This is a genomic window from Bradyrhizobium sp. th-b2 (assembly GCF_000426785.1).
Lineage (GTDB): Bacteria > Pseudomonadota > Alphaproteobacteria > Rhizobiales > Xanthobacteraceae > Bradyrhizobium > Bradyrhizobium septentrionale.
Window position 1 is genome coordinate 1 of sequence record NZ_AUGA01000101.1, and the last position, 12,899, is coordinate 12,899.

13 protein-coding genes are annotated in these 12,899 nt (G+C 64.1%); 10 read left to right on the plus strand and 3 right to left on the minus strand.

Annotation, left to right across the window (positions count from 1 at the left end; genetic code table 11):
* A partial coding sequence (locus K359_RS0143390) for a GDP-mannose 4,6-dehydratase (RefSeq protein ID WP_029084711.1) occupies positions 1-461 on the minus strand: 461 nt, incomplete at its 3' end.
* Positions 462-601: 140 nt separating this feature from the next.
* Complete coding sequence (locus K359_RS0143395; RefSeq protein ID WP_029084712.1) at positions 602-1,276, minus strand: Crp/Fnr family transcriptional regulator; 675 nt, start codon at positions 1,274-1,276, stop codon at positions 602-604.
* A gap of 411 nt (positions 1,277-1,687) precedes the next feature.
* Here K359_RS0143395 and K359_RS0143400 point away from each other — a divergent pair, with 411 nt between their 5' ends.
* From K359_RS0143400 to K359_RS0143425, 6 genes are all read left to right on the plus strand, one after another.
* A complete protein-coding gene (locus K359_RS0143400) occupies positions 1,688-2,509 on the plus strand; it encodes an ABC transporter ATP-binding protein (protein ID WP_029084713.1) in 822 nt (273 codons plus the stop codon).
* The gene (locus K359_RS0143405) at positions 2,506-4,434 is read left to right on the plus strand and encodes a long-chain fatty acid--CoA ligase (protein ID WP_029084714.1); all 1,929 of its coding nucleotides are present in this window, start codon (positions 2,506-2,508) and stop codon (positions 4,432-4,434) included. Before K359_RS0143400 ends, K359_RS0143405 begins: the two co-directional genes overlap by 4 nt.
* 136 nt (positions 4,435-4,570) lie before the next feature.
* A complete protein-coding gene (locus K359_RS0143410; protein WP_029084715.1) occupies positions 4,571-5,464 on the plus strand; it encodes a branched-chain amino acid ABC transporter permease in 894 nt (297 codons plus the stop codon).
* Positions 5,465-5,467: 3 nt separating this feature from the next.
* The gene (locus tag K359_RS0143415; RefSeq protein WP_029084716.1) at positions 5,468-6,541 is read left to right on the plus strand and encodes a branched-chain amino acid ABC transporter permease; all 1,074 of its coding nucleotides are present in this window, start codon (positions 5,468-5,470) and stop codon (positions 6,539-6,541) included.
* 59 nt (positions 6,542-6,600) lie between these two features.
* Positions 6,601-7,884 (plus strand): ABC transporter substrate-binding protein, encoded by a 1,284-nt coding sequence (locus K359_RS0143420; protein WP_029084717.1) that lies wholly within the window; start codon positions 6,601-6,603, stop codon positions 7,882-7,884.
* 140 nt (positions 7,885-8,024) lie between these two features.
* Positions 8,025-8,864 carry an ABC transporter ATP-binding protein gene (locus tag K359_RS0143425; RefSeq protein ID WP_029084718.1) on the plus strand — a complete coding sequence of 280 codons (840 nt, stop codon included), beginning with the start codon at positions 8,025-8,027 and terminating at the stop codon, positions 8,862-8,864.
* Positions 8,865-8,938: 74 nt separating this feature from the next.
* Here K359_RS0143425 and K359_RS0143430 read toward each other — a convergent pair whose 3' ends face one another.
* The gene (locus K359_RS0143430) at positions 8,939-10,090 is read right to left on the minus strand and encodes an AGE family epimerase/isomerase (protein WP_029084719.1); all 1,152 of its coding nucleotides are present in this window, start codon (positions 10,088-10,090) and stop codon (positions 8,939-8,941) included.
* A 98-nt stretch (positions 10,091-10,188) separates the two neighbouring features.
* Between K359_RS0143430 and K359_RS0143435 the strand changes: the two genes are divergently transcribed.
* The 4 genes from K359_RS0143435 to K359_RS0143450 all read left to right on the plus strand — a co-directional run.
* Positions 10,189-11,412, plus strand: a complete 1,224-nt coding sequence (locus K359_RS0143435; protein WP_029084720.1) for a phenylacetate--CoA ligase family protein — start codon at positions 10,189-10,191, stop codon at positions 11,410-11,412.
* A 348-nt stretch (positions 11,413-11,760) separates the two neighbouring features.
* Positions 11,761-12,267 (plus strand): transposase, encoded by a 507-nt coding sequence (locus tag K359_RS55385; RefSeq protein ID WP_035978196.1) that lies wholly within the window; start codon positions 11,761-11,763, stop codon positions 12,265-12,267.
* Entirely contained in the window at positions 12,264-12,623 is a 360-nt protein-coding gene (tnpB, locus tag K359_RS0143445) for an IS66 family insertion sequence element accessory protein TnpB (protein ID WP_029084721.1), read from the plus strand. Before K359_RS55385 ends, tnpB begins: the two co-directional genes overlap by 4 nt.
* A 72-nt stretch (positions 12,624-12,695) precedes the next feature.
* Positions 12,696-12,899, plus strand: a 204-nt coding sequence (locus K359_RS0143450) for a hypothetical protein (RefSeq protein WP_029084722.1), incomplete at its 3' end; no start/stop codon positions are given.

Consider the following 12,899-nt stretch of genomic DNA (forward strand, 5'->3'; position numbering starts at 1 on the left):
GTCTCCTTCTGCGGCACCTCCTGCACGAGCCCGTAGAGCTCCGAAGTCGAGGCCTGATAGAACCGCGTCTCCTTTTCCATGCCAAGGATGCGGATCGCCTCCAGAAGGCGCAGCACGCCGATGGCGTCCGCGTTCGCTGTATATTCCGGGCTCTCGAAGCTGACCTGGACGTGGCTCTGGGCGGCGAGGTTGTAGATCTCGGTCGGCCGGATCTGCTGCATCAGCCGGATCAGATTGGTCGAATCCGTCATGTCGCCGTAGTGCATCAGGAACGGCACGTTGCCGGCATGCGGGTCCTGGTAGAGATGGTCGACCCGCGCGGTGTTGAACGAGGATGAGCGGCGCTTGATCCCGTGCACGGTGTAGCCGAGGCCAAGCAGATATTCGGCGAGATACGCGCCGTCCTGCCCGGTCACGCCGGTGATCAGCGCCACGCGCCGCTTTGAATCCTGAGCCGCCATGTCATCTCCAGAGAGCGCGAGACCGCGCGATCCCGACGAGGCCGGTCTGTAGCATCCGGCCTTCGCCAAGTCTAATGGCTTAATCGTGTGAAATCAGGACTTTAGAACCTCAGAAAGTGGCTCAACACTACCCTGCCCCGTCACTCGCCGTAGTGGCGCAAGCGGTCGAGGTTGATGATAGTCACCCCGCCATATTCGAGCCGCAGCAGCCCCTCGCGTTCGAGCCGCTTCAGGCACTGGTTGGCATTCTGCCGGGAGATTCCCGACAGCGCCCCGATCTCCTCCTGGGTGATCTCCAGGTGCAGGGTGAGATCGGGGTAGAGGATCGGATTGAACAGCGAGGCGATCGAGCGCGCCAGCCGCGCCGTCGCATCCAGCGTGCGGCCGTATTCGAGCAGCGCGATGAACTGGCCGAGCCGTTCGTTGAGCGATCCCACCAGGAAACGGTTGAACCCGACGCTGTTCTCGAACAGCCAGACGAAGGTCCGGCGATCCATCATCGCCAGCCGCGTGTCGCGCAACGCGACCACGTCGTAGCGCCGCGGCTCGTTCTTCAGCACGGTCCCCTCGCCGAACCACGCGCCGGCGGTGAGGCCCGCGAAACTCGCCGCCTTGCCGCCGCGCGACACGATGCCCATGCGCGCGAGCCCGCTGACGATGCCGGTCCAGTACTGGAAATTGTCGCCGCGCATGAAGATGAATTCGTTGGCACGGTAGGACTTCTCGGAAATGCCGGCGCGCGCGATCTCGATTTCTTGCTCGCTCAGTTCGCGCGACCAGGCCGCGATGCGCCTCAAGTAATCAGCAGCAATCATTCTAGCGACGGCATCCCACCCCAAAGATACTGACACGATATTGCACTGCAGCAACACCGTGTGCGAAGCCAGCAGCCCGACGCCTGGAATGCCAGCGAAAATTCCTGACCAAATGTCGGGCACATGACAATTCAACCTATCGCTTTCTCGTATTCAGGGCCACCTCGCGTAACGCCGCGCAGCGCCTTGGTGGGTCGCTGACGGCGGATGACGCGAGACCGGGCTTGCAGGCGGGTGCGGCGTTACCGCGCATGACGCAGGCGATCGGGGCGAGCGATGCTCCCGAACGCCGGCATCATTAGTCGGATGGTCTCCCTTCGGCGGCCCATATAGGATCGAAGCCAAGATTGAGGCAAAGATCGAAACGAAGATAAAGAGCGCGCCAAAGCGCCTGTATCTGGAGGGAACAGGGTGGCTTACAGTCTCGAGGTGCGCGGAGTCTCATTGCGCTTTGGCGGCGTCCGCGCGCTGACCGAAGTCAGCTTCGGCGTCAACGAGGGCGAACTGTTCTCAATTATCGGCCCGAACGGCGCCGGCAAGACCTCGATCGTCAACTGCATCTCCGGCCGCTACCGGCCGACCGAAGGCCAGCTGTTCTATCGCGGCCAAGACATCACCGGCCTCACCCCGAACGCGCGGCCCCGCCTCGGCATCGGCCGGACCTTCCAGAACCTCGCGCTGTTCCACCACATGAGCGTGCTCGACAACATCATGGTCGGCCGCCATCACCTCTTGAAGAACAACTTCATCACGGGATCGCTGTACTGGCTGACCGGCGCGCGCCGCGAGGAGCTGGAGCATCGCCGCAAGGTCGAGGAGATCATCGACTTCCTCGACCTGCAATCGGTGCGCAAGGCGACCGCCGGCACCCTGCCCTACGGCCTGCGCAAGCGCGTCGAGCTCGCCCGCGCGATGGCGCTGGAGCCGCAACTGATCCTGCTCGACGAGCCGATGGCCGGCATGAACTTCGAAGAGAAAGAGGACATGGCGCGCTACATTGTCGATCTCAACGAAGAGTTCGGCATGACCGTGATGATGATCGAGCACGACATGGGCGTCGTGATGGACATCTCCCACCGCGTCATGGTGCTGGATTTCGGCCGCAAGATCGCCGAGGGCGATCCGGCCGCCGTGCTCGCCGATCCCCATGTCAAGCGCGCCTATCTCGGCGAAGAGGACGAGGCGCTGGTCGATCCCGACGACAAGCCGGCGGTGCGGGAGAGCGCGGCATGATGGACTACGCCGGTCGCGCCGCGCAGGCCGACACGTATCCAAAGCTGCTGCGCCTGAACGCAAAAGAGCACGGCAACGAGATCGCGCTGCGCGAGAAGGATCTTGGGCTATGGCGCGAATTCACCTGGAACGATTACCAGACGCGCACCCATGATTTCGCGCTCGGCATGGTCGAGCTCGGGCTCGGCCGCGGCGACGTGATCGGCATCATCGGCGACAACCGGCCGGACTGGGTCGCCGCCGAGATCGCCAGCCACGCCATCGGCGCGATGAGCCTCGGCCTCTATCGCGACGTGCTCGACGAGGAAGCTGCCTATCTGCTGAGCTATGGCGAAGCCAAGCTGGTGTTCGCCGAGGACGAGGAGCAGGTCGACAAGCTGCTCGGCCTTGCCGGCCGCGCGCCTCACCTCAAGCACATCGTCTATTCCGACCCGCGCGGCATGCGGAAATACGACGATCCGCGGCTGATGGAGGCGAGCAAGCTGGTTGCGCTCGGCCGCGACCGCGCGGCACGTGAGCCCGCTTTGTACGATCGGCTGGTCGACGAAACCAAAGGCGAGGACGTTGCGATCCTCTGCACGACCTCAGGCACGACGGCGAACCCGAAGCTCGCCATGCTTGCGGCGGGCCGCGTGCTGCGGCATTGCGCGACCTATCTCTCCTTCGACCCGAAGGGGCCGGACGACGAGTATGTCTCGGTGCTGCCGCTGCCCTGGATCATGGAGCAGGTGTACGTGCTCGGCAAAGGGCTGCTCTGCCGGATGAAGGTCAACTTCGTCGAAGAGCCCGACACCATGATGAACGACTTCCGCGAGATCGCGCCGACCTTCGTGCTGTTCGCGCCGCGGGTATGGGAATCGATCGCGGCCGACGTCCGCGCCGGGGTGATGGACGCCTCGCCGTTCAAGCAGCGGCTCTACGATCTCGGCATGAAGACCGGGCTTGCCGCGCTCGCCGAGGGCAAGCATTCGGTGCTCGCCGACCAGATCCTGTTCCGCGCGCTACGCGACCGACTCGGCTTCACGCGGCTGCGCTCAGCGGCAACCGGTGGCGCCGCGCTCGGACCGGATACTTTCAAGTTCTTCCAGGCGATGGGCGTGCCGCTGCGCACGCTCTACGGCCAGACCGAGCTGCTCGGTGCCTACACGCTGCATCCCGAAGGCAAGGTCGATCCCGACACCACCGGCATTCCGATGGCCGACAGCATCGAGATCCGGGTCGACAATGCCGACGTCAACGGCGTCGGCGAGATCGTGGTGCGCCACCCCAACATGTTCCTCGGCTACTACAAAAACCCGGAAGCATCGGTCGCCGACATCAAGGACGGCTGGATGCATTCGGGCGATGCCGGCTACTACAACGACAACCGGCAGCTCGTCGTAATCGACCGCATCAAAGATCTCGCCGAGACCTCGCGCGGCGAGCGCTTCTCGCCGCAATATATCGAGAACAAGCTGAAATTCTCGCCCTATGTCGCCGAGGCCGTCGTGCTCGGCGCCGGCCGCGACGCACTAGCCGCGATGATCTGCATCCGCTATTCGATCATCTCGAAATGGGCGGAGAAAAACCGGCTCTCGTTCACGACCTATACCGACCTGTCCTCGCGTCCGGAGGTCTATGCGCTGCTGAAGAAAGAGGTCGAGACAGTCAACGCCACTCTGCCGCCGGCCCAACGCATCTCGCGCTTCCTCTTGCTCTACAAGGAGCTCGACGCCGACGACGGCGAGCTGACCCGCACCCGAAAAGTCCGCCGCGGCGTCATCAACGAGAAATACGCCGGCATCATCGATGCGATCTACCGCGGCACGGCCAAAATCCCGGTCGATACCGTGATCCGCTTCCAGGACGGCACGACGCAGCGCGTGCGCACCACGCTCGAGGTCGTCGATCTCGGCCGCGCCGTGACCGCGGAGGCCGCGGAATGACGGCTTTGACGGTCGAATATTCGGTCGTCATGCGCGGGCTTGACCCGCGCATCCATCCCCTTTGCAAGGGTCCTCTTTCGCGATGGATCGCCGGCTCAAGCCCGGCGACGACCAATGTCAAACTGAGCGATACCCCATGAACACCCAGTTCCTGATCCAGCTGATCGTCAACGGCCTTGTGGTCGGCACGCTCTATGGCGTGGTCGCGATGTCGTTCGTGCTGATCTACAAGGCGACCCAGGTCGTCAACTTCGCGCAAGGCGAATTGCTGCTGGTCGGCGCCTGGGTGTGCTGGGCGCTGCTGACCAAGTACCAGGTGCCGTTCTGGATCGGCATGCCGATCACGCTGGTGTTCATGTTCATCTTCGGCATCGCGATCCAGGTCGTGATCCTGCGGCCGATGATCGGCGAACCGATCATCTCCGTGATCATGGTGACGATCGGCCTGTCGACCGTGTTCCAGGCCGCGCTGAAGTGGATCTTCGGCGTCAACCCGCAGCCGTTCCCGCGGGTGTTCCAGAGCCAGTCGGTCAGCCTGTTCGGGCTGCAGATCCAGACCGTCTATCTCATGAGCCTGGTGGTCTCGCTCGCCATGATGGTCGGCATGGCCTGGTTCTTCCGCGCCTCCAAATACGGGCTTGCGATGCGCGCCACCGCCTTCAACCAGCAGGTCGCGCAGTCGCTCGGCATTTCCGTGAAAAGTGTGTTCGCAATGGCGTGGGCGATCTCGGCCACGGTCTCGGCGGTCGCAGGCGTCGTCGTCGCCGTGGTCAACGGCGTGTCGTCCGGCCTCTCCGCTTACGGCATCAAGGTGTTTCCCGCCGCGATCCTGGGCGGGCTCGACTCGGTCGGCGGCGCCGTGCTCGGCGGCATCATCATTGGGCTCCTGGAAAACGTCGCCCAGTATGTCGACAGCGAGTATCTGCACTGGGGCAATCTCTACGAAATCGCGCCGTTCTACGTCCTGATCATCATCCTGATGATCAAGCCCTACGGGCTGTTCGGCACCAAGGACATCGAACGGGTCTGATCCATGGCAACAAGCACCCTCATTCCGTCGGGCGATTTCCGCACCAGCTACGCGGCTGACACCACGATCTTCCCGACCGCAACCAGCCGCAACTTCGCGATCGCCGGCATCCTGCTCGCCTGCCTTGCACCGATGGTGCTGACCAATTACTGGCTCAGCGTCTCGATCCAGATCGGCATCTTCGCGATCGCAGCCCTCGGCCTCAACGTCCTGGTCGGCTTCACCGGCCAGATCTCGATCGGCCACGCCGCGTTCTTCCTGTTCGGCGCCTTCACCTCGGCCTACATCTCCAACAATCTGCCGATCCCGGTGTTCTTCGCCATCCCCCTCGCCGGCGTGGTCACGGCGCTGGTCGGCCTGATCTTCGGCGTACCAGCGGCGCGGCTCAAGGGCCTCTATCTCGTCATCGCGACGCTCGCCGCGCAGTACATCCTGCTCGATTTCTTCTCGCGGGCCGACTGGTTCTCCGGCGGCTCGGTGCCGGCAAGCGCCAACCCGTTCTCGATCTTCGGCTACACCCTGCGCGGCGACCGGCAGTATTTCTACGTCGTGCTCGCCTACATGGTGATTAGCTATCTGCTGGTCACCAATCTGATGCGCACCCGCGACGGCCGCGCGCTGGTCGCGATCCGCGACCATTATCTCTCCGCCGAGATCATGGGCATCAACCTGACCAAGTACCGGACGCTGTCGTTCGGACTTGCCGCCTTTTTTGCCGGAATCGCCGGCGCGCTCTACGCGCATTATCAGCTGGTGGTCTCCCAGGAAGGCTTTGGCATCGAGCGCTCGGTGCTGTTCCTCGCCATGGTCATCATCGGCGGCACCGGCTCGGTGATGGGCACGCTGATGGGCACAGCCTTCGTGGTGCTGCTGCCGGAATCGATGGAATGGCTGAGCGCGTGGCTGAAGGGCGGCGCCATCGACAAGGCGCTGCAGCTCAACAACAACATCACCTTCCTGCGCGAGATCGCGATCGGCCTGATCATCATCGGCTTTTTGATGTTCGAGCCGGACGGGCTCGCGCATCGCTGGCGGCAGATCAAGGCCTACTGGAAGCTTTACCCGTTCTCGCACTGACGCAAGGCACGGAACGCAACTCAAAATTCGGTTCAACGAATAAGCAGGAGGAAACCAAAATGACGATTAGATCCCTTTTGAGCTCGGTCTCCCTTGCGCTGCTGATCAGCAGCGCTGCCGCCACCGCGCAGGCCCAGATCGCCATCGGCCATCTGCAGGACCTCTCCGGCGGCACCTCGGACGTCGGCACGCCCTATGGCCAGGGCGTCGCGGATACCTTCGCCTGGGTCAACAAGAACGGCGGCGTCGGCGGCAAGCAGCTCAATGTCGACAGCAACGACTATGGCTACCAGGTGCCGCGCGCCATCGCGCTGTACAAGAAGTGGTCGGCGCCCGACGGCAAGGTCGCCGCGATCATGGGCTGGGGCACCGCGGATACCGAGGCGCTGACCGGCTTTCTCGCGCAGGACAAGATCCCCGACATCTCAGGCTCCTACGCGGCCGCACTGACCGATCCGGAAGGCACCAGCGGCAAGGCCAAGCCCGCACCGTACAATTTCTTCTACGGTCCGAGCTATTCGGACTCGATGCGCGCGATGCTGACCTGGGCCGCTGAAGACTGGAAAGCCAAGGGCAAGTCCGGCAAGCCGAAGTTCGTTCATATGGGCGCCAACCATCCCTATCCGAACGCGCCGAAGGCGGCCGGCGAGGCGCTCGCCACCGAGCTCGGCTTCGAGGTCTTGCCGCCGCTGGTGTTTGCGCTGTCGCCCGGCGACTACTCGGCACAGTGCCTGAGCCTGAAGAGCTCCGGCGCCAACTACGCCTATCTCGGCAACACGGCTGCCTCCAACATCTCCGTGCTGAAGGCCTGCAAGACCGCCGGTGTCGACGTCCAGTTCATGGGCAATGTCTGGGGCATGGACGAGAACGCCGCCAAGACCGCCGGCGATGCCGCCGACGGTGTCATCTTCCCGCTCCGCACCGCGGTGAGCTGGGGCGGCAACGCGCCCGGCATGAAGACGGTGATGGAGATCTCCAAGATGTCGGATCCATCAGGCAAAGTCTATCGTCCCGTGCACTACATCGCGGCGGTGTGCAGTGCGCTCTATCTGAAGGAAGCGCTCGACTGGGCCGCCAAGAATGGCGGTGCCACCGGCGAGAACGTCGCCAAGGGCTTCTACCAGAAAAAGGACTGGGTGCCGGCAGGCATGGAGGGCGTCTGCAACCCGTCGACCTGGACCGAGAAGGATCACCGCCCGACGACGAAGGTCGATCTGTATCGCTCGAAGGTGTCGGGCGCGACCGATGGCGACATCAACGACCTGATGGGCAAGGGCACGATCAAGCTCGAAAAGGTGAAGACCGTCGAACTGCCGCGCAAGCCGGAATGGTTTGGCTGGTGAGGTCGTAACTCAGGAAGTCGTCATCCCCCGCAAAAGCGGGGGATCCAGTACGCCGCGCTCTCACGTTTTGATCGCCGGCGTCTCTGGAATACTGGGTCACCCGCCTTCGCGGGTGACGACAGTGGAGAGTGATCGAGACCATGAACGAAACCCTCGAAGCTACCCGCCCCGGGCCGACGGCAGTGCCGCCGCCGCCGCTGCTCAGCGTCAATAACATCGAGGTCGTCTATGACGACGTCATCCTGGTGCTGCGCGGCCTCAGCCTCGAGGTGCCGAAGGGCGCGATCGTGGCGCTGCTCGGCGCCAACGGCGCCGGCAAGTCGACCACGCTGAAGGCGATCTCCGGCCTGCTCAAGACCGAGGACGGCGAGGTCACCCGCGGCGAGATCCTGTTCGAGGGCCAGCGCATCAACGGCATCGATCCGGACAAGATCGTCCGCCGTGGCATCTTCCAGGTGATGGAGGGCCGCCGCATCGTCGCCGACATGACGTCGCTGGAGAATCTGCGGCTCGGCGCCTTCACCCGCCGCGACGGCGAGGTCTCTGCCGACATCGACATGGTGTTCAAATATTTCCCGCGTCTGAAGGAGCGCACCGGCCTCGCCGGCTATCTCTCCGGCGGCGAGCAGCAGATGCTCGCGATCGGCCGCGCGCTGATGGCGCGTCCGAAGATGATCCTGATGGACGAGCCGTCGATGGGGCTGTCACCGCTGCTCGTCAAGGAAGTGTTCGCGATTATCAAGGAGATCAACCGCGATCTCGGCGTCACGATCCTCTTGGTCGAGCAGAACGCGCGCGCCGCGCTTTCGGTCGCGAGCCACGGCTACATCATGGAACAGGGCAAGGTGGTGCTCGACGGCTCCGCCGACGAGCTGCGCGACAACGAGGACGTCAAGGAATTCTACCTCGGCGGCGCCGGCGACCAACGCAAGAGCTTCAAGAACCTGAAGAGCTTCAAGCGGCGCAAGCGCTGGCTATAAGGCCGTGGCGCGTTTTCTAGCGGAGTTGAGGACCGGTTCGCGTGCAGAAAACGCATCAGACCAGCAAGGGCATTCTAGCCGAGCACCTGTTCCGCTTCGGTGACGGCGCAGAGCACATGGTAGAACGACGACCCCGGGATCGTGGCAATCAGCGAATGTCCGTCGCGGTCGAACTGGTCGTACCAGCCGCCGGCGACGGGATGGCTGAGATAGTGCCGTTCGAGCAGCACCAGCGCCGCGCGCGCCTCGTCAGCCGCGCCGGCTTCGCCCGACTCGGCCTGCGCGATCCAGGCCTTCGCCAGTTCACTCTGCGGCCACAGCCGCCTGGTGTGGCGGCGGATGTTGCCCTCGGCGTCGCCCTCATCGATCAGGCAGCCGGTGGCAGCGTCGCGATAACGCAGCGCCGAGGCCAGCAGTTCGCCGCGCGGACGCCCGGTCGGGCAGCCCGTGATGCGTTCAAATCCCTTCAGCAACCAGACCCATTCCGCGAGGTGCCCGGGCTCGACAGAGACCGGCGGGATCTTCGACCAGTCCTCCTCGAAATATTCGCCGAGGGTGCGCGTCTGCTTGTCGTACAGGTTGGCGAGGAACAGCGCGAAGAACTCGCCGGCGCGGTTCTGGAACGACAAATCGTGAGTCGCGTCGAAGCACGCGATCATCGCCTCGAACAGGTGCATCTGCGGATTCTGCCGGCGCGGCATCGAGGGCGGCAAGCCTTCCTGGAAACCGCCATGGGGCGAGCGCAACTGGGTGTCGAGGAACAACAGCAGCGCGTCCATCTCGGCGCGGACCTGAGCGTCCTGGTCGAGGCCGTAGACGGTCGCGAGCGCCAGCAGCACGAAGGCGTGGCCATAGGTGTCGCGCAGCGGCTCATGCACGCCGCCATCGGGCGTGAGGCTGTAGACGAAGCCCGGCCGGCCGTCCGGCGCCTTGGCCTTGGCCAGCAGGTAGTCCAGCCCCTTCAGCGCGATCGCGCGGCCTTCCGGATACCAGCCCATCTGGGCCGCCTTGGCGTAGCAATAGATCTGGCGCGCCTGCACAAGCAGGCGGCGCGGCGCGGCGTGATCGGCAGTCCCATCCTGATGCAATCGGTCGACAAAGCCGCCGGTTCTGCTGTCCCAGCCGACCGTCGACCACAGCGGCAAAGCGTGGTCGATGATGCGGCGCTTCAACCTCGCGACGACGTCGGCGGCCCCGTCCGCCGCAACGCTCTCTGCCTCAGCCATCGTGCTCCCTGGAACCGTCCCAATGTCAGCGGTCACCGTCTGATAGCACGCGCCAGCCGGCACGTAACCCTGCGCACATCTTCCCTCAAGGATCCGCCATGACCGACCATTACGACGCCCTTGAAACGCGCGATCCAGCCCAGCGCGAGGCCGCCCTGTTCGCCCGGCTTCCGGACGTGCTGCGCAGGGCGATGGCAGCGCCCGCCTATGCCAATTTGCTGAGGGGCACCGATCCCGCATCCATCACCAGCCGGGAAGCGCTGTCAGAGCTGCCGGTGCTGCGCAAGTCGGAATTGCCGGCCCTGCACAAGGCCGCCCCGCCCTTTGGCGGCTTCGTGTCCGACAAGCCCGGTTCGTTTGCCCGCCTGTTCACCTCGCCCGGCCCGATCTTCGAGCCCGAGGGCCGGCAGGCAGACCCCTGGCGAGGCGCCCGGGCGCTGTTTGCGGCGGGCTTCCGCGAGGGCGATGTGGTGCTGAACACTTTCAGCTACCACCTCACGCCCGGCGGCTTCATCTTCGACGCCTCGGCGCGGGCGCTCGGCTGCGCGGTGATCCCGGCGGGCCCGGGCAATACCGAGCAGCAATTCGAGCTGATCGAGGCCTATCGCCCGGTCGGCTACAGCGGCACTCCGGACTTCCTGAAAATCCTGCTCGACGCTGCCGCAGCGGGCGGCCGCGACGTGTCCTCGATCAAGCGCGCGCTGGTGTCCGGCGCCGCATTTCCGAAGTCGTTGCAGGAGGAGATGAAGTCGCGCGGCGTCGAGGCCTATCAGGCCTTCGGCACGGCCGATCTCGGCCTGGTCGCGTTCGAGACGCCGGCACGCGAGGGAATGACGGTCAATGAGGAGCTGATCCTGGAGATCGTCAAGCCCGGCACCGGCGATCCAGTCGCGCCGGGCGATGTCGGCGAGATCGTGGTGACCTCGCTCGATCCGCATCACCCCTGGATTCGGCTTGCGCTCGGCGACCTGACCGCGGCGCTGCCCGGCGCGAGCCCGTGCGGGCGCACCAATATGCGTATCAAGGGCTGGATGGGCCGCGCCGACCAGACCACCAAGGTGAAGGGCATGTTCGTGCGTCCCGAGCAGGTCGCGGAAATCGGCAAGCGCCACCCTGCGCTCGGACGGCTGCGCCTCGTGGTCACGCGCGCCGGCGAGGCCGACGCAATGACGCTGAAGGCCGAATGCGCTTCGCCGCCCGCGTCGCTGCAGGACGAGGTTGCGGCAACGCTGCGCGCCGTGACGAAACTCGGCGGCACGGTCGAGCTGGTCAGCGCAGGCGCGCTGCCGAACGACGGCAAGGTGATTGCCGACGAGCGCTAACAGGAAAAAATACAGGGAAATGGAAAATTCTGCCCCTGCGAACTGGCCGATGCTTTGGCCGCCAAACCCAACAACCCCTATCTCCGCGCCAATTCCCTGCAAACAGGGAATTTCTCAGGGAATCCTTCCATTTGGGAGCGTCCAAAGGCCCTTCCTTCGGGAAACCCAGTGTTGCGGGCCGCTTGTTGTCGAATTCCCTGACCAACTTAACAGGGAATGATTTTCCGAGAACAGGGAATTCCCTACAAGATAACAGGGAGCATGTAAGCGTCCATTTCTCGCACACTTTTCCTGCGGCACGGAAGCACGATCTGTTCTCGTTCTCGATTTGCAAATGAGGAGAACGAGATGGCGGACGAGGACGGAAGGTGGAGACGCCAGGACGAGTCGTTCTGGCGTGCGCACCATGAGGCGTGGAAGCGTAGTGACCTGAACCAACGGCAGTATTGCGAAGCGGAGTGCATTCCGCTGAAGGCGTTCGGCAACTGGCGAGCGGTGTTTAAAGCCGAGCCGCAACCGCCGGAACGCAAACTGCTCTATCGCCGTCGAGGCTTAAGTCCTCCCTTTAGTCCGCAGCTAAGTCCGCCCTTTAGTCCTCCCCTTAATCCGGGGACTTATCCCTCCTCCCGCTCGGCAAGCCCCATCGTTGCGCGACCGCGTGAGGGGCATCGGCGCCGGTTCAGTGAGGCGGACAAGCGTCAGATTCTCGATCAGGTCGCGCAAGATGGAACGAGTGCCGCTGAGGTCGCTCGCCGCTACGGTATCGACGGCCGCGTTCTGCGCCGATGGAAGCAAGAGCTGGCGCCTCCGGCATTTGTCACCGTCGAGATCACCGATGCGGAGACCGTGGCATGACGACGCTACTTCCTCCGAACGTAAAGGTGCATCTGGCCTTGGGCTTCATCGACATGCGCAAAGGCATCGACGGCCTCGCCATGCTGGTGCAGGGCGTGCTGCAGCAGGATCCGTTCACCGGCCACCTGTTCGTGTTCCGGGGGCGCACCCGGGCCAACCTGATCAAGATCATCTATTGGGACGGCACCGGGTTCTGCCTGTTCACCAAACGGCTCGAGCACGGTGTCTTCGTGTGGCCGCCGAGCGTCAAACCGGACGAGACGCTGTCCCTGACGTCAGCACAGTTGTCGCTGCTGATCGAAGGCGTGGACTGGCGTGCTCCGGAACAGCGGTGGCGTCCGACTCTAGCGGGCTGACACTGCGACGGATTGACTCTCTGACGCAAGCAGAGCGGCGAGAACGGTACGAGTCAGCTACCCTCTGCTGCCATGAGCATCAATCTCGCCACCCTGCCGGATGATGTGGAGACCTTGCAGAATCTGGTGCGCTCGCTCGCAGCCGAGCGCACCAGCCTCAGCGAGGCGCAGGCCGAGATCGAACGGCTCCATCTCATCATCAAGAAGCTGCAGCGCAGCCAATTCGGCCGGCGCGCGGAGCAGCTCGATGATGATCAGCTGCAGCTCGGCTTCAAG

Excerpts from the sequence above, each read along its gene's own strand:
- K359_RS0143395 (WP_029084712.1), bottom strand. The coding sequence starts at position 1,276 with ATGATTGCTGCTGATTACTTGAGGCGCATCGCGGCCTGGTCGCGCGAA.
- K359_RS0143405 (WP_029084714.1), top strand. The coding sequence starts at position 2,506 with ATGATGGACTACGCCGGTCGCGCCGCGCAGGCCGACACGTATCCAAAG.
- K359_RS0143410 (WP_029084715.1), top strand. The coding sequence starts at position 4,571 with ATGAACACCCAGTTCCTGATCCAGCTGATCGTCAACGGCCTTGTGGTC.
- K359_RS0143415 (WP_029084716.1), top strand. The coding sequence starts at position 5,468 with ATGGCAACAAGCACCCTCATTCCGTCGGGCGATTTCCGCACCAGCTAC.
- K359_RS0143420 (WP_029084717.1), top strand. The coding sequence starts at position 6,601 with ATGACGATTAGATCCCTTTTGAGCTCGGTCTCCCTTGCGCTGCTGATC.
- K359_RS0143425 (WP_029084718.1), top strand. The coding sequence starts at position 8,025 with ATGAACGAAACCCTCGAAGCTACCCGCCCCGGGCCGACGGCAGTGCCG.
- K359_RS0143430 (WP_029084719.1), bottom strand. The coding sequence starts at position 10,090 with ATGGCTGAGGCAGAGAGCGTTGCGGCGGACGGGGCCGCCGACGTCGTC.
- K359_RS0143435 (WP_029084720.1), top strand. The coding sequence starts at position 10,189 with ATGACCGACCATTACGACGCCCTTGAAACGCGCGATCCAGCCCAGCGC.
- K359_RS55385 (WP_035978196.1), top strand. The coding sequence starts at position 11,761 with ATGGCGGACGAGGACGGAAGGTGGAGACGCCAGGACGAGTCGTTCTGG.
- tnpB (WP_029084721.1), top strand. The coding sequence starts at position 12,264 with ATGACGACGCTACTTCCTCCGAACGTAAAGGTGCATCTGGCCTTGGGC.